The sequence below is a fragment of the Bradyrhizobium ganzhouense genome (assembly GCF_049949285.1).
GTDB classification, from domain to species: domain Bacteria; phylum Pseudomonadota; class Alphaproteobacteria; order Rhizobiales; family Xanthobacteraceae; genus Bradyrhizobium; species Bradyrhizobium ganzhouense.
Genome location: NZ_CP181318.1, coordinates 7,219,032 through 7,238,236 on the forward strand (window position 1 = coordinate 7,219,032; position 19,205 = coordinate 7,238,236).

Consider the following 19,205-nt stretch of genomic DNA (forward strand, 5'->3'; position numbering starts at 1 on the left):
GTCAGCTCCTCAGAAGATCGATGGTCATGCCGAGCATCGATCTCACCTGCTTCACGACCTGGAGATTGGCTTCATAGGACCGGTTGACTTCCCGCATGTCCGCCATCTCGATCATCATGTTGACGTTCGGCATCTTGACGTAGCCGGCCTTGTCGGCCGCGGGGTGTCCCGGATCGTACTCGACGCGATAGGGCGTGGTGTCGACCCCGATCTCCTTGACCTTCGCCAGCTGCGTGCCCGAGGCTCGATCCATTGCGGCGTCGAAAGTGATCGTCTTGCGCTGATACGGATCGGCACCCGCGGTACGCCCGGTCGAGCTCGCATTCGCGAGATTTTCCGAGACAACCCGCATGCGCGTCGACTGCGCTTCGAGCCCGGAGCTTGCGACCGTCAGTGAGGCCGATAGCGCGTCAAGCATGTCAGTTCACCTCAGGTCTTCGCGCTGGTCAGGATCATGCGATTGAACGAGCGCACGATCGCCGAGTTCATCGAATAGTCGCGATTGACATCGCTCCCCTTGATCATTTCCTGCTCGAGGCTGACCGAGTTGCCGGAGTGGACGACGTCCCAGCTATCCTTCTTCGCGGTTGCCCGCGTATCGGTTTCGGCCGGGGACAGCTGCATATGCGTGGGCGATGTCGTCGCGAGCCTGACCGGCATTCCGTCGAGCACCTTGTTGAAGGGTTCGACGTCGCGCGCCTTGAAGCCCGGCGTATTGGCGTTGGCGACGTTGGTGGCGATGGTCGACTGACGAAGCTCGAGCCAGCGTGCCTGCGACGATGCGAGTTCGAAGAGAAAAAGCGGTCCCACGACAGCCCCATTATGATTCATTGGAAAGAACCCTAGGGCGTTAAGCTTTCGTCAAGCTGTTGGGCGAAGCATCATCCTCGTAAATCTACTGAACCTTTTCGGGCCGCGGCGTTTGCTTCGACTGCAGGAAGTAGATGATCTCGGCTACCGGGCGGAAGAATTCGGCGGGGATCACCTGATCAACCTGCACCGCTTCGTAGAGCGCGCGCGCGAGAGCCTTGTTCTCGATCACCGGGATCCTGTTCTGCTCGGCGGCCTCGCGGATCTTCAGCGCGATCACGTCCATGCCCTTGGCCACCACGAGCGGCGCCGGGTTTTCGTCGCGGTTGTAGCGCAATGCGATCGCAAAGTGCGTCGGGTTCGCGATCACCAGCGTCGCGCGCGGCACGGCGGCGATCATGCGCTGGCGCGAGCGGTCGCGCGCGAGCGAGCGCAGGCGCGCCTTGATCAGCGGATCGCCCTCGGACTGCTTGTGCTCGTCCTTGATCTCCTGCTTGGTCATGCGCAGCTCGCGCCGCCAGCGGAAGCGCGCCCAAGCGAGGTCGATCGCGACCAGAACGATCGTCGCAATGCAGATCGCCGACACGATCCGCATCGCGATGGTGAGGATCATCTCCGGCAACGCGACAGGATCTGTGTACATCGCCTCGAACGCCCTCGCCTCCGACGATCGCAGGACAAAGCAGACCACCGCGGTGACCGAGGCGAGCTTGAACATCGACTTGGCGAATTCCACGAGGCCCTGTGTTCCGAAAATGCGGCTCCAGCCGCTGGCCGGGGAGATTCGGGAGACGTCGGGCAGTATGCGCTGCAGCACCAGCCGCGGCGCGTTTTGCAGCAGCGAGGCGGCGAGCCCGAACACCGCAATGATCACGACCAGCGGCACCAGGAATCGCAGCGCCTCGAGGCCCACCACGGTGAGAAGATTCAGCGCGTCCGCCGCGGTGCTGAGAGGGAAGCCCTCGGGTTCGTCGATAAAGCTCTTCAATGTCGGCGTCAGCCGCTGCACGCCCTGGCCGATCAGGAACGCCTGAATCACCATCAGCGCCGCCATGGTCGCGAACATGGATGCCTCCCGAGAGACCGGAATATTGCCCTGTTCGAGCGCATCGCGGACTTTCTTCTCGGTCGGCTCTTCTGTTTTGCTCTCCTGATCGGATGACTCTGCCATGCCTGCTCAGCGGTCAGCGGAAGACCAGCTCATCCTCCTGGTCGGGATTGAGCTCGATTTCACCCTTCTCGGCGAGGTCGAGGGCGAGGTCGGTGATGACGCGGCGCGCCTCCAGCACATCGCGCTGGTTCGACGGCTCGCCGATGGCGAGCTCGTGCTCGACGACACGACGGACGCGCGAGGCGACCGCGGACAGGATCAGCTCGCGGAAGTGCTTGTCGGTACCCTTCAGCGCGACGACGATACGATCGGTCGGCACCTGGTCGAAGATCATAGTGCGCGCCTTCGGTGCCAGGTTGATGACGTCGTCGAAGGTGAACAGCAGCTCCTTCAGCACTTCGGCGGACTTCGGCCGCTTCTCCGACAGGCTCTTCAGCATGTCCTCGATATGGCCGCGCTCCATCTTGTTGATGATGTCGGCGACGCGGGCGTAGGTGTCGGCGCCGAGGTTGCGGGCGAAATTGAGCGTCAGGTCCTCGTGCAGCGTCTTCTCGAGGACCTTCATCGCATCGTCGACGATCGGCTTGAGGCTGAGCACGCGCCGCATCAGCTCGTTGCGCAGACCGGACGGCAACTGGCTCATCACCTTGGCGGCGCAGGATGGCTTGACTTTGGACAGGATCAGCGCCGCAGTCTGCGGATGCTCCTTGGAGAGGTAGGTCGCCAGCGAGTTTTCCGACACCGACGACACGCGGTCCCACACCGACCGGCTCGAATTGCCAAGCAAGTCCGACATGATCGCGGTGACCTGGTCGGCGGGAAGCACATCGCCGAGCACGGCTTCGAGGCCGCCGATGGTGCCGAGAATGTTCGCGCCCATCGAGAACTGCTGGGCGAACTCCTCGACGATCGACTCGAGTTCCTGCGCCGTGATCGGCCGCAGCTCGGCCGCGGCCTTGGTGACGATACGGATGTCCTGCGGCTCGAACTGCGCGAGCACGCTCGCAGCCGCCTGGCGGCCCATGGCCAGCAGGAGCGCCGCGACCTTTTCCGTTCCGCCCAGCGTGGCAACGCCTCGCTGCTTGATGGGAGCGATGCCGACCTGTGCCGCCATGGTCAGGAATCACCCTGCCCCAGAGGTCCGACGATCTCGGTCAGCGAGACACCGAAGCGCGAATTGTCCTCTTCGACGACGACCACTTCGCCGCGGGCGACGACGCGGCCGTTGACCACGACGTCGACGGGCTCGCCGACGCGGTGATCCAGCGGAACCACGGCGCCGCGGCCGAGCTTCATCAGGTTCGCCACCGGGATGGTCGCCGATCCCAGCACCACCTGCATGGTGACGGGAATGCGCAGGATGGCATCGACATTGGCGAACTTGCCGGTCTCCTCCGCGGTGCGCGCGGCGATCTCCGCCAGCCGCTCCAGCGGAGACGTTTCGGCATCATCGGATGCGGTTGCTGACTCGTAGTCGAAGGATTGCGCCATTTGGTATCGCCTCTTGGTATTTCCGCTCCCGGAGCGCCGCGACGTTCCGATCTATCCGTTCAGCCGGTCCCGGCCCTAATGCTTGTTGACCTCAGTGCTGTTCGCGGTCGCAGCGGGCTGGAGCCCGGTCCGCGCATCGAGCGCCGCGATCACCTCGTGAGCCTGGTCGATCTTCGTGGTCAGCACGTTGGCGAGCCGGCCAAGATTTGCGGTGGAATCATGCGCCGCGGTGATCACCGTATCGAAAGTGCCCGCGGTCTCGTGGACGATGGTCGAAAACTCGCCCTGATAGCTGCGCAGCCGCGCCAGCTCACGGTGCATCCGGGTCACCCGCATGCTGGTGAACGCCAGCGCAATCAGCAACACGGCATCAACGAGATAGGATATCATCGACGAACTCCCGCTTCTGATCGACGGGATCTGCCACCTGCATGGCGTAGTAGCCATCGAGCTGGCCGATCTGGCACCAGAACAGCACCTGGTTGTTGCTCTCGAGCCGCGCCAGCGTGCGGGGCGTGGCTTCTAGCTCGAGCACCTGTCCGACCTTGAACTTCACGACGTCCTCGAGGGATATCATCTTCTCGTCGAGCACCGCGCTCAGCGTCACCTCGGTGCGGTGAACCTCGCTCTCCATCTGCTCGCGCCAGCGCGGGTCGGCCGCGCGACCGTCGCTGACGACGACGTGGGCGAGCTTCTGCCGCAGCGGGTTGAGCGCGGAGTGCGGGATGATCAGAAACATCTGACCGCCGCGGTAGAGCGCCTGCAGCATGATGTTGGCGCAGATCGACATGTTGCCGCTCCGCCCGATCGCCAGCGATGCCATGGCGGTCTCGACCCGCTCGACGCGAAAGGTGACGTTCGAGGTGCCGGCGAAGGCGGTTTGCAGCGCCTTGGCGAAGCGCTCGAACAACGCCTGGACCAGGCGTATCTCGATGTTCGAGAACGAGCGCTCGACGTCGAGCGGCGGTTCGGCGCCGTCGGAGCCAAACATCGCCTCGACCATGGTGAACACAAAATCGCGGTCGAGCACGATGATGACGCGGGAATCCCACTGCTCGGCATAGAGCACGGCGGCGACGGCGTTGCCCTCGTAGTCCTTGATGATATCGCCGACGCGATCGTTGACGATACCATTGACCGAGAAATAGCAGGGTGTACCGGCTATCGGCTGCAGGCTGTCCGTACACGATGCCGCCATGCGATCGAAGATCACATTGAGCATCGGCATGCGTTCGATCGAGATGCCGGCCGCGTCCAGCAAGTAGTTCGGCAGCTGCTTCCGCTGATCGATCTCGACGTCTTCCATCGTCATGCGCGTGCAGCCTTGGGTTCAGCTTCGGTCACGACGGCCTTGGGACCTGCGATCGTCTCGTTCTCGACGACGTCGATCGACGGCCGCTCACCGCTCGCGATCATCTTGCGGCCGTGCTCGACGGCGATCTGCGGCATGGCGCCGTTCATGAACGCCAGCAGCGTCTGCTTGACGATGATGTAGGGCCTGCACTTCTTCTCGCGCGTCATCTTGATCTTCAGCGCGAAGGGCGAAATGATGCCGTAGGACAGGAAGATGCCGGCGAAGGTGCCGACCAGCGCCGCGCCGATGAAGCCGCCGAGCAGCTTCGGCGACTGATCGAGCGCGCCCATGGCCTTGATGACGCCGAGCACGGCGGCGACGATACCGAGCGCCGGCAGCGCCTCTGACACCGTCACCAGCGCATGGTAGGGCGTCAGCTTGCTCTTTACAATGGTGTGGATCTCCTCATCCATGAGCGCCTCGATCTCGTGCGTGCGCGCATTGCCCATGATGATGAGGCGGACATAGTCGCAGATGAACTGGAGCAACGCCGGGTCCCCGAGCACGCTCGGAAACGCCTTGAAAATCTCCGAGGACGAGGGATCGTCGATATGCGCCTCGACCTCGTTGCGGCCCTTGCCGCGCAACTCGCGCATCAGGGCATGAAGCGCTCCGAGCAGATCGAGATAATAGCGCTCACTCGGCACCGCGCCGGTGATGGCCTGCATGCAGGCGACCCCGGTATCCACGACCGTTTTCCACGGATTGGCCACGATGAAGGTGCCGACCGCGGTGCCGATGATGATCACGAACTCCCACGGCTGCATGAGCACGGCCAGATGCCCGCCCATGGCGGCAAATCCGCCGAGCAGCGCCGCCACCGTGATGAAAATCCCCACGAAACTGAGCAACCCGCCACTCCATCGCCGATCCCATCGGGAATATCTAGTCGGCGACGCTTGCGTGAAGCTGGCTTCGGCATGGCCAGCCCCGCGCAAGCAACTCGCGGCAGCTTGAGACGATGTCGCAATAGCGGCCAAAGGGGCGCGTGCCATGCTATCCACGATCGCGGATTACACCAGGCTGACCACGGATATGAGCAAGTCGCTGACTCAGGTCGAGCAGCAACCTGACGTCAGCCGCGATACCGCCTACTACCTGGCCAATATCGGCAACGTGAAGAGCATCGACGATTTCCTGAATAACTATAAGCTCTACTCCTATGCAATGAAGGCCTTCGGCCTGGACGACATGATCTACGCCAAGGCGTTCATGCGGAAAGTGCTGACCGAGGGCATCGCGACCGCGAACACCTTCGCCAACAAGCTGAGCGACAGCCGCTACAGGGACTTCGCCGCCGCCTTCAATTTCGCGGCGCTCGGCGCCAATGCGACCCAGAGCAGCGCAGCCACGACCGGCACGGCCAGCCAATATGCCACCCAGACCCTGGAGCAGGATGCCGGCGACCAGAACGAGGGCCTGCGGCTTGCGCTCTACTTCACGCGCAAGGCCTCCTCGATCACGAGCCCCTACCAGATCCTCGCCGACAAGGCCCTGACCCAGGTGGTGCAGACCGCGATGGGCTGGTCGTCGATGATCTCTTCGTCCGACATCGACATGCAGGCCAAGATGATCACGGACAAGATCAATCTCACCGATTTCAAGGACCCGACCAAGGTCACAAAATTCGTGCAGCGCTTCGCCGCGATGTGGGACGCGACCCAGGCCCAGAGCGACACCTCGACCAACCCCGCGCTGGTCCTCATCACCGGCGCATCGACGTCGTCGGCCAGCATGGACACCAACTTGCTCACGACGCTTCAGAACATCAAGTTCAACAGGTAAGCCATGCAATCGGCTCTTTATGTAGGATTGTCGGCGCAGGTCGCGCTCGAAAAGCGCCTGCAGACGATCGCCAACAACGTCGCCAACGTCAACACGTCCGGCTTTCGCACCGACGTGGTGAAATTCGAGACGGTGTTGTCCAAGGCTGCCGCGAACCCAGTCGCGTTCTCCTCGCCCGGCGAGAACATCATCTCGCGCGAGGCCGGCAACATCACCGAGACCGGCAACCCGCTCGACGTCGCCGTGGTCGGACAGGGCTGGATCGCCTTCGCCGGCCCCAACGGCACTGTCTATACCCGCGACGGCCGGCTCCAGATCGCCTCCAACGGCGACCTTCAGACGGTGTCGGGCTTCCCCGTCATCGATTCCGGCGGTGCGCAGATCTCGCTCGACCCGAACGGCGGGCCGGTCTCGATCTCCCGCAGCGGCGCGATCACCCAGGACAACAACGAAATCGGCACCATCGGCCTGTTCAACATTCCAGCTGATGCCGGTCTCGACCGGTACGGCAATTCCGGCGTCACGCCCGACCGTCCCGCGACCGCCATCGGCGATTTCAGCCGGGACGGCTTCAAGCAGGGCTATGTCGAGGGCTCCAGCGCCAATCCGATGATGGAATTGACGAAGCTGATGTCGGCCTCGCGCGCTTTCGACAGCACCAACTCGCTGATCGAGGGCACCGAGAGCACGCTCAGCAACGCAATCCGGACGCTGGGCGATCCGAGCAAGTAGGCTGCGCGTCGCGCGTAATTTGGGTGGACGGTTTCATTGAACGCTCTTCGTCAACTTGAGTGGGCGCTGCTCGAGCTCCAGCAGAGTACGCCGCTGGCGAGTATCAGCGGTGCGATCTCCGAGATCGCGCCGACGCATTTCCGCGTCTCCGGCCTGTCGCGCGCCGTCAAGCTCGGCGAGCTGATCGGAGTCAATTCCGGGGGCAAGCCCCAGATCGGCGAGGTGGTGCGGATCGACAGCGACGGCATCGTCGCAAAGCCGTTTGACCGGCAATTCGCCGGCGGGCTCGGCGCGGCCGCCTACCGCATGCCGGCATTGTCGTTCGCACCGGATTCGAGCTGGAAGGGCCGCGTCATCAACGCGCTCGGCGCCCCGCTGGACGGAATGGGCCCGCTCACCCCGGGATCGCGTGCGGTCTCGGCGGAGACGGACGCGCCGCCCGCGATGAAGCGGGCGCGCGTCCACAAGCCGCTGCGCACCGGCGTCCGCGTCATCGACCTGTTTGCGCCGATCTGCGCCGGCCAGCGCGTCGGCATCTTTGCCGGCTCCGGCGTCGGCAAATCGACGCTGCTCGCGATGCTCGCCCGCAGCCAGGGTTTTGACACCGTCGTGCTGGCATTGGTCGGCGAGCGCGGCCGCGAGGTGCGCGAATTCATCGAGGACGTGCTCGGCAACGACCGCAACCGCTCCGTCACCATCGTATCGACCGGTGATGAAAGCCCGATGATGCGGCGGCTGGCACCGAAGACGGCGATGGCCGTGGCCGAATATTTCCGCGACCGCGGCGAATCGGTGCTGCTCGTGGTCGATTCGATCACCCGTTTCGCTCACGCCGCCCGCGAGGTCGCGCTTGCGGCCGGCGAGCCCGCGGTGGCCCGCGGCTATGCCCCGACGGTCTTCACCGACCTGCCGCGCCTGCTGGAGCGCGCCGGGCCCGGCGAGGAGGGCTCCGGGACCATCACCGGCATCTTCTCCGTGCTGGTCGACGGCGACGACCATAACGAGCCGATCGCCGACACCATTCGCAGCACATTGGATGGGCACATCGTGCTCTCCAGGCACATTGCCGACCAGGCGCGCTATCCCGCCGTCGACGTACTGGCCTCGGTCTCCCGCCTCGCCCACAACGTCTGGGACCCCGAGGAGCGCGAATTGGTGAGCAAATTGCGCACCCTGATCGCCAAATACGAGGACACCCGCGACCTTCGCCTGATGGGCGGATATCAGTCGGGACGTGATTCCGGGCTCGACCAGGCGGTCGACATGGTCCCGCGAATCTACAACGCCATGCGACAAGACGTCTCAGCTCCACCGAGCGCCGATCCGTTCCGCGAACTCAGGGACATGCTCAAGGGCGAGTAGCGGCGCGGGCTGCTAGCCGGCCGCGCGACCCGCGCCCGCGCATCTCACCCTCGATGCGCGCATGTCGTGGCACAAACTGCATAGGCGTTTGTTCGCCAGCAATGTTCGCCACGCGAATCTCAACCATTTGGATGACACGATCAGCATGGTCGTAGAAAACGACACGCGGATGATACTCCAGGCACACCATGGCAACCGACACGTGTAATCCCTACAAATTCCCCTGATGCCGTCATGGCGATTCCGGAAGCAGATCGCGGAAGTTGTGGATGACTCCCTAAGTGCACAGCGACTGTCGTGCACAAGCTTCGATCATCTTGCATCAACGACGGACAGCAATATCCGTGCAATCAAACGGACGTAGAACTACGTGCATCTAGCCCGTTAGACTGCGTATTGCGTTCACCATCATGTGTCCTGAAGAGCGAGATTGTCTTGAACGTTACATCCGTCTGCAACGACATCCGCGCTCCACGAGTGTCTCTACTTGATTTTGTTGAGAAGCTCATTCATCGTTTCGGTCGAACATAAGAAACGTCTGCGTGTGACTTGAACTCAGGGGCTTCGGTTGTACAACTCCGATCCATCGTCCGGCAGTGACGGCAGCTCGGGCTTGCGTTCGACGACTCTGCGGTTGGCAAGCCATCGGCAGCAGCGTTTTTCGCGCAGTATCCTGCGATGCTCATCAGTCCAAGTCATGTGCCGTGCAGTCCAGGGCTTCGCGCTGAAGCCGGCCACGGCGCACGTATCGGATCTTGGTGGGCATCAGGAATCTCGTGAGACATTCGCGCGCCATGGCGGAAAGCGGCTTCGGGGCGCCGCACACGCGATTCCCGGGGCGAGGTAGGAATTTATGCCGTTGGCACGTGAAGCAGTCGAGCTGCTGGTTCAGGCGGCCAGAGCCTGGTATTTCGAAGGCAATCAACACGGGTTGCGCGATCGGGAGTGGATGGCGCTACGCTTCCTCGGCCGCGCCAATCGCTTCTCGCGCACACCATCCGCACTCGCCGGCTTCATCGGCGCGACCAGGGCGACCGCGTCGCAGATCGTGAAGACGCTGGAGAGCAAATCCTTCCTGGTGCGGAAACCGTCGCAGGAAGACAAGCGTTCTGTCGTGCTCCACGTCACCGCGCAGGGCGAGAAATGCCTGAGCCAGCACGATCCGATCAATCATGTCGTCAATGCCGTCAGGGCCCTCGAGACCGGCGAGCGCCTGCAGCTGCGCGACTCGCTGCGTGAGGTTCTCAATCATCTCGACGCAGCCCATCAGCGGCTCGATGCCAGCGTGTGCCGCGATTGCATGTTCCTGGCCGAGCGCAGCCCCGGCATGGGCAAGGGGCGCGCCGCCGCCGAGTTCATGTGCCGGCTGTATCGCGCGCCCGTCTCGCTCGAGGAGACGGAGCTGCTCTGCACCAGCTTCGAGCGCACCCGTGACCGCCCCAAGATCGAGGAGCATCTCGATCGCGCGCGCGTAGCAAGCCAGAGTTGAGGCAGCGGCGCGAGCGGCCGGCCAGAGGCCACGAGGCGTGTTGCGCGCAATCGCTTCTGCGTTGCCCTTGCGAGCGCAGCGCATCAATCCAGAATCCCTCCGCGGAAAGACTCTGGATTGCTTCGCTGCGCTCGCAACAACGGAGTATGAGGCAGTATCGCGCTTGCCCGCGCCTCTCGCGCCGTTACTGCGCGCCCGATCCGCCCTGCACGATCTTTTCGTTCAGCTTCTGATCGACGGTATCGACCGTGCGGTCGATCTCGGCATTGGGCGCGCCGATCTGATGCGAGATCAGTTTAACCAGAAGGTCGACACGCTCGATGAACGGCGCGCCGCCGGCCACGGCCCGCGCCGCCGACGACGGCTTGAGCAGGCTTTCGGCGGCCTTGGCATATTTCGCAAACGGCACCTGGTCCTGCGGATCGGCGCCGAGGCGGCGGGCGATGGCGTCGACATGGTCGTAGATCGTCTGCGAGCGCTTAAGGTCCCCGTGCACGGCGTCGCGGATCGACTGCGGCTCGTGCGGCGTGATGCAGCGATAATTGCCGGTGAGCAGCATTGACCATTTCGCCAGCGGCACGAACAAGGACTCGAACACTTTCAGCTTCACCGGCACATCAAGACCGTCGAGCGTCACCGCGTCGATATCGGCCTCGAGCTCGCGCAGCACCTTGTTGTGCTTCTCGTCGGCGAAGGCCGAGGCCTTGAAATTGGTGGGCAGCCCGACATGCAGCACGTTCGCCGCCTCTTCCGGCGGACGGAAGGCTTGCGGATCGGGCGAGCACAGCGTCACCAGCCCCGGCTCGAACCGCTCCCACACCTGCGCGTTGGTGTAGGCCTCCTCGAGATCCATGTTGGCGAGCGCCGGAATGCGCTTGAGATAGGGCAGCGGCGGCATATTCATGATCGAGAGGCACGGCAGCTTCGCCGCGGCGATCTTGACCATGAGCATGCGGACCGTGTGGTTGGTATATTGCGGCTCCTGCATTGCAAGGCCGACGAGATCGTAGCGGGAGACGTCGACATTCTGCGGCGTCACCGCGTCGAGCTTGCCGGGCAGGTCGCGCGAGAAGATCGCGCGGTGCACTGCCTCGTCACGCAGCTTGATGCGCACCTCGGTACCGTCGCGGTTGATCAGCTCCGCGGTCTTGGCGCGGCAGACCAGGGTTACGTTGTGCCCGGCCATCAGCAGCTTGGTGCCCAGCAGGGAGCCGTAGGAAGCTCCCAGAATCAGAACGTTACGCGCCATGTTCGTCCCCTCGACAATGTGTGTGATTTTTGAGCCCCGGGCGCCATCCGCGGGTGCGTTGGCGGCATCTAAGGCAAACCCGCCGGGGATGGCAACTGGGATAATGCATACAAGGAAGCACCAAATATTCCGTAATGCAGACAAAACCGGCAGCAGGGTTCCCTCGACATAATTTCGATTTTACAGAATTATGGATCCGCCGGTCATCTGCCCTCATCCCGGCCCACACTTCCACGGCCTTCGAATCCCGGCTGAAAATCCATCGTGGGCAACGCGACGTGATTCGCCGTGTTTCGCTCGACGCATCGCGCTTCGATTGATAAGCCCCTGTCCGCGAATGGAAGGGCCTGAGTCGGGATGACGGTTGCGATCGAGATGGGGTTGACCACGGCGGGCGCCGCGGCGACCATGGACCTCGAGGAACTCTTGGCGACCCGTCTCCTGGTGCAGGGCAATTCCGGCTCCGGCAAGTCGCATCTGTTGCGGCGCCTGCTCGAGCAGAGCGCGCCCTGGGTGCAACAGGCCATCATCGACCCCGAAGGCGATTTCGTCACGCTGGCCGAGCGCTTCGGCCATCTGGTGATCGAGGCCGAGGATCACACCGAGCGCGGCCTTCAGGTTGCGGGCGAACGCGCCCGGCTGCATCGGGTCTCCACTGTGCTCAATCTCGAAGGGCTGGATGCGGAGAACCAGATGCGGCGCGCGGCCGCATTCCTCGGCGGCCTGTTCGACGTGGAGCGCGACCATTGGTACCCGATGCTGGTGGTGGTCGACGAGGCGCAGCTGTTTGCGCCCGCGGTCGCCGGCGAAGTGTCGGACGAGGCGCGAAAACTCTCGCTCAGCGCCATGACCAATTTGATGTGCCGCGGCCGCAAGCGCGGGCTCGCCGGCATCATCGCAACGCAACGTTTGGCAAAGCTCGCCAAGAACGTCGCCGCCGAAGCTTCGAACTTCCTGATGGGCCGGACCTTCCTCGACATCGACATGGCGCGCGCCGCCGATCTGCTCGGCATGGAGCGGCGACAGGCGGAAGCCTTTCGCGATCTCGAACGCGGGCAGTTCATGGCGCTCGGACCTGCCCTGTCGCGCCGTCCGCTGCGGCTGAACATCGGCCCGACCGACACCTCCCCGCGCAATTCGACACCGCGGCTGATGCCGATGCCGGAAGCGGCGCTGGAGGACGCGCGCGCGGTGATCCTGGCCGCGCCGCCGCCGGATGCCAGCCGCCCGCAGCGTCGCCCTGCGCCGGATCTGCTCGAGCAGCTCCGCGCCGCAAAGGCAGCGGCGCCCGAGGTCAGCCCCGAGGTGGTCGAGATCCCGGTCAGTGCCGAAGAGCTCGCCGAGCGGCGCGAGCGCGTGGATCGGACATTGCGCGCCGTGCTGGCCGCGCCCGATGCCGGCTTCCGCGCCATCGGCGTGCTCTATCAGGAATTCGTGGTCCGCTGCCGCATCGAGGGACTCGGCGCGGCCGTGCCTGACCTCGGCGAATTCCGCCGCATGCTGACGCATGCGCGCGCAGGCCTCGGCACGGATATCGCCGAGGACGATGCCTGGCAGGAGGTGACACTGCGCGCCTCGATCCTGCCCGACGACATGCAGGGCGTATTCATGATGATCGCCCGCGCCGCCAAGGAAGGCTGGCCCTGCCCCGGTGATGCCGCGATCGCGCGCGCCTATGGCTCGCACTCGCTGCGCCGGGCGCAACGGCTGCTCGGCTATATGGAGGAGCAGGGCCTGATCGTCGTCCAGCTCGACGGCGGCGGACGCAGGTTCGTGACGCTGGTGGAGCTCGCATGGGCGACCGCTCCGGGCGATCCCAATGGCGACGATCAGCCGACGGAGACGGTCGCGAGCGCGGCTTCGGCTTGATCGCAACCACGGAGAAGGTGCGCTCCCTCTCCCGCTTGCGGAAGAGGTTGGGGAAAGGGTCTCTCCACAGTGGGATTCCCCCACAGAAGAAAGCCGCCGGTGCAGAGATTGTAGAGCACGACGCAACGACGGCTGGGCTCAGGCCGCCTCGGTCGCATCGAGACCATCTGGCGTAGCGCCGCGCGCGTCGGCGAACATGCGGCGGTAGAGCAGGCTTGAGACGAGCCAGGCAATCACGAACAGTACGATCACCGCGAAGCCTACATTGGCGAGCGACTCATTGAGGGCATCGACCAGTGCCCACACGCCGCCGCTAAGTCCAAGCCGGTCGGAGATCAGGCCAAGCGCCTCGATGCCGCCGATGAACAGCGCCACCGCGACGGACGCGCCGGTGATGGTGAGGTTGTACCAGAGCTTTCGCATGGGATCGACGAAGGCCCAGCGATAGGCGCTCACCATCAGCGCCGAGTCGGCGGTGTCGACCAGCGCCATGCCTGAAGCGAATAGCGCGGGGAAGACCAGGATATCGACGAGCGACGCGCCGCGCGCGGCTTCGGTGGCGGAGATGCTGAGCAGGCCGATCTCGGTCGCGGTGTCGAAGCCGAGCCCGAACAAGAGGCCGAGCGGAAACATGTGCCAGGGCTTTGTCACCAGCCGGAACATCGGGCCGAGCAGGCGCGCGAGGAAGCCACGATGGGCCAGCAGCGCATCGAGCCCGGCGGCGTCATGAACGCCCTGCTCGCGCGCCGTGCGAAAGGTTCGCCACAGGCCGACGAAGATAACGAGGTTGATGGCCGCGATCGCCAGCAGGAACAACGCCGACACCGAGGTGCCGATCAGGCCACCAATGTCCCTCAGAAAACTGTCGCCGCCGAGGCTGACCACGCCGAGCGCGAGCAGCATGGTCGCGATCACGACCACGCTGGAATGGCCGAGCGCGAAATAGAGGCCGACGCTGCGCGGCGTATCGCCCGCCTGCATCAGCTTGCGCACGACATTGTCGATGGCCGCGATGTGGTCGGCGTCGACGGCGTGACGAAGGCCGAACACCCAGGCCAGCAGCGCCGTCGCCATCACCGCGGGCCGGTCACCAAACGCCGCAAAAGCCCAGGCCCATGCGGCGACATTGGCGGCGACGAGCCCGCTGAACAGCAGCACCATTCCGGGCTCGACCGCCCGCAAAGACCTCGTCACAAAACTCATCCCGCCGCCGCGCCTCGTTGCGTCAACGGTATGATCTTTTCATAGAATGATCATACGGACCAGTGCAATCCCGCGCGACCAGGACGACTTTCGTGCATGCCCGCCTTACGCCGCCTCGGACCCGCCGAGATAGGCGTCGCGCACGCGAGGATCGTCCTTCAGCGTCCGCGCCGACCCCGACAGCACGATCTTGCCTGTCTGGAGCACGTAGGCCTCGTGCGCGATCTCGAGCGCGAGGCTGGCATTCTGCTCGACCATGAAGACCGAGACGCCCTCTTGGTTGATGGTGCGGATCAGTTCCAATACGCGGTCGACATAGAGCGGCGACAGGCCCATGGTCGGCTCGTCCATCACGATCATCCTGGGACGGCTCATCAGCGCGCGCGCCATCGCGACCATCTGCTGCTCGCCGCCGGACAAGGAGCCTGCCCGCTGCGACAGCCGCTGGCCAAGCTTCGGAAACAGCGTGAGCATCCTGTCGAGATCCTGCGCCACCGCATCGCGGTCGTTGCGCACGAAGGCGCCCATCAAGATGTTCTCGCGGACGCTCATGTCCGCGAACAGCCGCCGCGCCTCCGGCACCGAGGCGATGCCACGGCGGACAATCTGCGGCGTGGTGAGCCCGAGCAGCGAGGCGCCGTCGAACGTGACCTCGCCCGAACGCGGCTTTACGAGGCCCAGGATGATCTTCATCGTCGTCGATTTGCCGCTGGCATTGCCGCCGAGCAGGCAGACGATGTGGCCGCGGCCAACGGTGATGGACAGGTCGAAATGCACCTGGGCCTGGCCGTAAAACGTGTTGACGTTCGTCAGCGCCAGCAACGGTTCGGGTGCAGTCATGCCGCGCTCTCCTGCTCCGCCGTCCCCGACAGCCCGTGGCCGAGATAGGCCTCGATCACCTTGGGATCGTTGCGCACCTGTTCGCCCGGCCCTTCCGCGATCTTCTGGCCCTCGTCCATGACGATGACGCGGTCGGAGAGGCGCATCACCATCTCCAGCTTGTGCTCGATCAGGAGGATGGTCAGCCCTTCCGTCTTCAACTCGGCGACGAGGCCCTGCATCTCCGCGGTCTCGCTCGGATTCATGCCGGCGGTCGGCTCGTCGAGCAGCAAGAGGCGCGGCTTCAGCGCCAGCGCGCGGGCGATCTCGACGCGGCGGCGATTGGCGTAGGACAGGCTGTAGGCGGGCTGGTCGATCCGTGGCAGCAGCCGCTCGCCGAAGCGAGCGAGAATGGTTTTCACCTCTTCGCGCAGCCGCTCTTCCTCAGCCTTGACGCTGGAGGGCCGTAGCAGCGCCAACCCCAATTCGAGCAGCGGACCGATCACGGGCACCGCCGGCTTCACGGCGCGCAAGCGGGTATGGGCGCCGATCAGGACGTTGTCCATCACGCTGAGATTGCCGAAGACGCGGCCGAGCTGGAACGTGCGCGCGATGCCCTGCGACGCGAGCCGCTCCGGCGAAAGCCCGGTGATGTCCCGCCCCTCGAAGCTGACAGTGCCCGCGTCAGGCCGGTCCAGACCGGTCACGAGATTGAACAGTGTGGTCTTGCCGGCGCCGTTCGGACCGATGATGCTGACGAGCCCGCCCTTGGCGAGATCCAGATCGATGCCATCGACGGCCGTGAGGCCGCCGAAGCGGCGCGTCAGGCCGCGCAGGGACAACAGCGGTGCATGCGCCATCAGATCGTCCCCAACAGGCCCTGCGGCCTGAACCGCACGAGCAACAAGAGCACGATGCCGTAGATCAGGATACGGTACTCCGCCGCGATCCGGAACACTTCGGGGATACCAACCAGCGCGACCGCTCCGACGATGGCACCGACGACATTGCCGAGCCCGCCGAGGATCACGACGGTCAGCGCCAGGATGGATTGCTGCGTGTTGAAGGTTTCGTGGTTGATGTAGGAATAGAGATGCGCGGCGATGCCGCCGCTGACGCCGGCGGCGAACCCGCCGAAGATGAATGCCAGCGACTTGTAGCGGTTCAGGCTGAGGCCATAGGCGCGCGCGGCGATGTCGTCGTCGCGGATGGCGCGAAAGCTGCGGCCGAGATGCGATGAGAGCAGGCGCGCCTGGAGCAGCGCCAGCACGACCATCACGGCGAAGCTGAACCAGTACACCGATTTTGGATCGACCAGATCGTAGCCGAACAGCGATAGCGGCGGGATGCCGGAGATGCCAATCGGGCCGCGGGTGACGCTTTCCCAGTTCAAAATCACCAGCGACACGATCTCGCCGATGGCGAGCGTAGCGATCGAGACGTAGTGCCCGCGCAGGCGGAACGACGGCGAGATCAGGATCGTGCCGAGCGCGGCACTCATCAGGCCGCCGGCGATGATGGCGAGGCCTACCGGGACGGAGAGCGTCAACGACAACAGTGCAGACGTATAGGCGCCGATCGCGAGCAGCGCGGCATGTCCCAGCGAGACCTGGCCGATCGTGCCGGCAACGAGCGTAAGGCTGAGCGCGAGCATGCCGAGCAGCCAGGCGTTGATCAGAGTCTGGAGCACGTAGAAGGACACTGGCAACAGCGGCAGGACCGCGAACGCCGCGACCGTGACCAGCAAGACCCAACGTGGAATGCGCACCGGCCGGCTCGGCGCGATGAACGTGCCGGTGAGCGGTTCGGGCGGCGCCTGCCGCGCGCTGGCGAACAGCCCGTTCGGCCGCAACACCAGCACGACGACCAGCAGCAGGAAGGCGAACAGATTGCGATAGCTGGTGCCGAACACGGCGACGCCGTAGCTCTCGACGAGGCCAAGCAGCAGGCTGCCGACCACGGCGCCGGGCACGTTGCCGGCGCCGCCGACGACTTCCGCGACGACGCCCTTGAGCGTCGCCTGCAGGCTCATCGCGGTGTCGATCTGGTTGTAGTACATGCCGACCAGCAGGCCGGAGACGCCGCCGAGCGCAGCCGCGATGCCGAACACCGCCTGATTGACGCGGTTGACGTCGACGCCCATCTGCATCGCGGCGTCGCGGTCCTGCGAGGCCGCGCGCACCGCCCAGCCGAGCTTGCTGTAACGCAGGAACACGAACAGCAGCAGCGCGCTGGAGATGCCGACGCCGGCGATGAGCAGATCAAGCGGGCCGATCGTGCCGCCGCCGACCTGGAAGCGCACATCCGGCAACTGGCTCGGCAGCGCGCGCGGATTGGGCGAGAAGGTCAGCATCACCAGCTGGTCGAGCACGAAGCTGATGCCGATCGTCGCCAGCAGCGGCGCGATGCGCACCGAGTTCTGCAGCGGCCGCAGGCCGAACCGCTCGATGATCAGCCCGACCAGCGCCGCCACCACCGCGACCAAGATGATGGTGAGCGGCAGCGGCGTATGCAACTGCACCACCGCGACCCAGCCGATATAGGCGCCGACGAGATAGATCGAGCCTTGCGCAAAGTTGATCAGCCGGCTGACGCCGAAGATCAGCGCGAGCCCGACCGCAACGAGGGCGTAGACATTGCCGACGATCAGCCCGTTGATCGTGTAGTCGAGCCAGGAAGACACGCGATGGTCCCAATGAGAGAAAAGCGGCCGAGGCTAGCGCCCCGGCCATCATGTCAGGTCGGCTTGCCGTCCCAAAGCGCGAACTGGCCCTTGCGCACGACGAGCTCGGCATTCATCGCGCCCTTGACGCGGCGGCTGGCAACGTCGAACGTCGCGGTGCCGAAGATGACGCTCGGGACGTCCTTGACCTTGGTGAAGGCGTCGCGGATCGCCTTGCGGTCGGTGCCGCCGATCTTCACCACGGCAGCCGCCATGTTCATCGCGTCATAGGCATAGGCGTTGAAGGCATCGGGCTCGAGCCCATTGTACTTCTTCTTGAAGCCGGCGATGAATTTCTGCACCTCGGGACGCGGATCCTCCGGGAAGTAGCGCGTGCCGACATGGACGTCCTCGACGGCGTCGCCGCCGAGCTCGAGGAATTTCGGCGAGTAGACCGAGCTCGCGGCGCAGATCACCTGCTTCAGCCCGACCTGCCGCGCCTGGCGCGCGATCAGCGCACCGTCGGAATAATAGGAGATCAGGACCAGCCCGTCCGGATTGGCGTCGCGCACGCGGACCAGCGTGGAGCGGAAGTCGCGCTCCTCGGCGATATAGCCTTCGGTGACGACGATCTCCGCGCCGTATTCCTTGGCGGCGTTGTTGAAGTAGTCGCGGCTGGTGCGGCCCCAATCGGTGTTGAGGTGCAGCACCGCGAGCTTCTTCAGCCCGAGCTTCTTCACCGCATAGGCCGCCAGCAGCGGCTGCTCGTCGGCCTGGCTCACCGACGTGCTCCACATGAAGTCACCGCCCTTGGTGAAGTCAGGGTGCGAATTGGTGAAGCCGAACTGCACGAGGCCGCCGCGCTGATAGATCGGCGAGGCCGCCATCGAGGCGGGGCTGGAGAAATCGCCGAGCTCCAGCACGATGCGGGGATCGGAGACGAACTTTTGGGCGATCGCCACCGACTGGCGCGGATCGCTCTGGCTGTCCTCGAAGCTGTAGGCGAGCTTGCGGCCATTGATGCCGCCGCCGGCGAGGACCTCATCGAGCGCGAGGTCAAAGCCTTGCTTCCACTGCGTACCATATTGCGCGTTGGGCCCCGTGAGCGGACCGCTGACGCCGAGCAGGATCGGCTCGGCGCTGTCGGCAAAAGCTGTACGCGAAAGCGCCGTTCCCGCGATTGCGGCGGCGAGCGAACCCTTGACCAGGGTTCTGCGATTGATGTTGCTCATGCACGGCTCCATCCAGTCGGGTGTTACAAACAAGGCA

At 64.6% G+C, this 19,205-nt stretch carries 19 protein-coding genes; 5 read left to right on the forward strand and 14 right to left on the reverse strand.

Features of this window, described 5'->3' with window-relative positions:
- Position 1 precedes the first annotated feature (1 nt).
- The 8 genes from flgC to motA form a co-directional block, all read right to left on the reverse strand.
- The gene (gene flgC, locus ACLFLU_RS33485; RefSeq protein WP_234680266.1) at positions 2-418 is read right to left on the reverse strand and encodes a flagellar basal body rod protein FlgC; all 417 of its coding nucleotides are present in this window, start codon (positions 416-418) and stop codon (positions 2-4) included.
- A gap of 11 nt (positions 419-429) precedes the next feature.
- Positions 430-831 (reverse strand): flagellar basal body rod protein FlgB, encoded by a 402-nt coding sequence (gene flgB / locus ACLFLU_RS33490; protein ID WP_200469623.1) that lies wholly within the window; start codon positions 829-831, stop codon positions 430-432.
- Between the two features lie 64 nt (positions 832-895).
- Entirely contained in the window at positions 896-1,981 is a 1,086-nt protein-coding gene (gene flhB, locus ACLFLU_RS33495) for a flagellar biosynthesis protein FlhB (protein ID WP_426408974.1), read from the reverse strand.
- A gap of 13 nt (positions 1,982-1,994) precedes the next feature.
- The gene (locus ACLFLU_RS33500; protein WP_426408975.1) at positions 1,995-3,035 is read right to left on the reverse strand and encodes a flagellar motor switch protein FliG; all 1,041 of its coding nucleotides are present in this window, start codon (positions 3,033-3,035) and stop codon (positions 1,995-1,997) included.
- A 2-nt stretch (positions 3,036-3,037) separates the two neighbouring features.
- On the reverse strand, positions 3,038-3,412 hold the full coding sequence (fliN, locus tag ACLFLU_RS33505; protein ID WP_027535981.1) for a flagellar motor switch protein FliN: 375 nt from the start codon (positions 3,410-3,412) through the stop codon (positions 3,038-3,040).
- A gap of 75 nt (positions 3,413-3,487) precedes the next feature.
- Positions 3,488-3,802 carry a hypothetical protein gene (locus ACLFLU_RS33510; RefSeq protein WP_426408976.1) on the reverse strand — a complete coding sequence of 105 codons (315 nt, stop codon included), beginning with the start codon at positions 3,800-3,802 and terminating at the stop codon, positions 3,488-3,490.
- Positions 3,783-4,724, reverse strand: coding sequence for a flagellar motor switch protein FliM (locus ACLFLU_RS33515; RefSeq protein ID WP_426408977.1), 942 nt, complete (start codon positions 4,722-4,724; stop codon positions 3,783-3,785). The genes ACLFLU_RS33510 and ACLFLU_RS33515 overlap by 20 nt, the downstream gene beginning before the upstream one ends.
- Positions 4,721-5,617 (reverse strand): flagellar motor stator protein MotA, encoded by an 897-nt coding sequence (motA, locus tag ACLFLU_RS33520; protein ID WP_426408978.1) that lies wholly within the window; start codon positions 5,615-5,617, stop codon positions 4,721-4,723. Before motA ends, ACLFLU_RS33515 begins: the two co-directional genes overlap by 4 nt.
- Positions 5,618-5,759: 142 nt before the next feature.
- Between motA and ACLFLU_RS33525 the strand changes: the two genes are divergently transcribed.
- The 4 genes from ACLFLU_RS33525 to ACLFLU_RS33540 all read left to right on the forward strand — a co-directional run bounded on the left by ACLFLU_RS33525 (position 5,760) and on the right by ACLFLU_RS33540 (position 10,134).
- The gene (locus ACLFLU_RS33525) at positions 5,760-6,551 is read left to right on the forward strand and encodes a DUF1217 domain-containing protein (RefSeq protein WP_426408979.1); all 792 of its coding nucleotides are present in this window, start codon (positions 5,760-5,762) and stop codon (positions 6,549-6,551) included.
- Positions 6,552-6,554: 3 nt separating this feature from the next.
- Positions 6,555-7,283: a flagellar basal-body rod protein FlgF gene (gene flgF / locus ACLFLU_RS33530; RefSeq protein ID WP_426408980.1), complete on the forward strand. Its 729-nt coding sequence runs from the start codon at positions 6,555-6,557 to the stop codon at positions 7,281-7,283.
- A gap of 36 nt (positions 7,284-7,319) precedes the next feature.
- The gene (gene fliI / locus ACLFLU_RS33535; protein ID WP_426408981.1) at positions 7,320-8,645 is read left to right on the forward strand and encodes a flagellar protein export ATPase FliI; all 1,326 of its coding nucleotides are present in this window, start codon (positions 7,320-7,322) and stop codon (positions 8,643-8,645) included.
- Positions 8,646-9,498: 853 nt separating this feature from the next.
- Positions 9,499-10,134, forward strand: a complete 636-nt coding sequence (locus ACLFLU_RS33540; RefSeq protein WP_426408982.1) for a MarR family winged helix-turn-helix transcriptional regulator — start codon at positions 9,499-9,501, stop codon at positions 10,132-10,134.
- A gap of 184 nt (positions 10,135-10,318) precedes the next feature.
- Here the strand turns inward: ACLFLU_RS33540 and ACLFLU_RS33545 are convergent, their stop codons facing one another.
- The gene (locus ACLFLU_RS33545) at positions 10,319-11,383 is read right to left on the reverse strand and encodes a ketopantoate reductase family protein (protein WP_426408983.1); all 1,065 of its coding nucleotides are present in this window, start codon (positions 11,381-11,383) and stop codon (positions 10,319-10,321) included.
- 357 nt (positions 11,384-11,740) lie between these two features.
- Between ACLFLU_RS33545 and ACLFLU_RS33550 the strand changes: the two genes are divergently transcribed.
- Positions 11,741-13,252 carry a helicase HerA domain-containing protein gene (locus ACLFLU_RS33550; protein WP_426408984.1) on the forward strand — a complete coding sequence of 504 codons (1,512 nt, stop codon included), beginning with the start codon at positions 11,741-11,743 and terminating at the stop codon, positions 13,250-13,252.
- A gap of 138 nt (positions 13,253-13,390) precedes the next feature.
- On the opposite strand, the gene ACLFLU_RS33555 is transcribed toward ACLFLU_RS33550, so the two are convergent.
- The 5 genes from ACLFLU_RS33555 to ACLFLU_RS33575 form a co-directional block, all read right to left on the reverse strand.
- On the reverse strand, positions 13,391-14,455 hold the full coding sequence (locus ACLFLU_RS33555) for a HoxN/HupN/NixA family nickel/cobalt transporter (RefSeq protein WP_426408985.1): 1,065 nt from the start codon (positions 14,453-14,455) through the stop codon (positions 13,391-13,393).
- A gap of 105 nt (positions 14,456-14,560) precedes the next feature.
- Positions 14,561-15,295, reverse strand: coding sequence for an ABC transporter ATP-binding protein (locus ACLFLU_RS33560; RefSeq protein ID WP_426408986.1), 735 nt, complete (start codon positions 15,293-15,295; stop codon positions 14,561-14,563).
- The gene (locus tag ACLFLU_RS33565; RefSeq protein WP_426408987.1) at positions 15,292-16,134 is read right to left on the reverse strand and encodes an ABC transporter ATP-binding protein; all 843 of its coding nucleotides are present in this window, start codon (positions 16,132-16,134) and stop codon (positions 15,292-15,294) included. Before ACLFLU_RS33565 ends, ACLFLU_RS33560 begins: the two co-directional genes overlap by 4 nt.
- Positions 16,134-17,957 carry an ABC transporter permease gene (locus tag ACLFLU_RS33570; RefSeq protein ID WP_426408988.1) on the reverse strand — a complete coding sequence of 608 codons (1,824 nt, stop codon included), beginning with the start codon at positions 17,955-17,957 and terminating at the stop codon, positions 16,134-16,136. Before ACLFLU_RS33570 ends, ACLFLU_RS33565 begins: the two co-directional genes overlap by 1 nt.
- Before the next feature lie 53 nt (positions 17,958-18,010).
- Positions 18,011-19,168 carry an ABC transporter substrate-binding protein gene (locus tag ACLFLU_RS33575; RefSeq protein ID WP_426408989.1) on the reverse strand — a complete coding sequence of 386 codons (1,158 nt, stop codon included), beginning with the start codon at positions 19,166-19,168 and terminating at the stop codon, positions 18,011-18,013.
- Between the last annotated feature and the right edge of the window lie 37 nt (positions 19,169-19,205).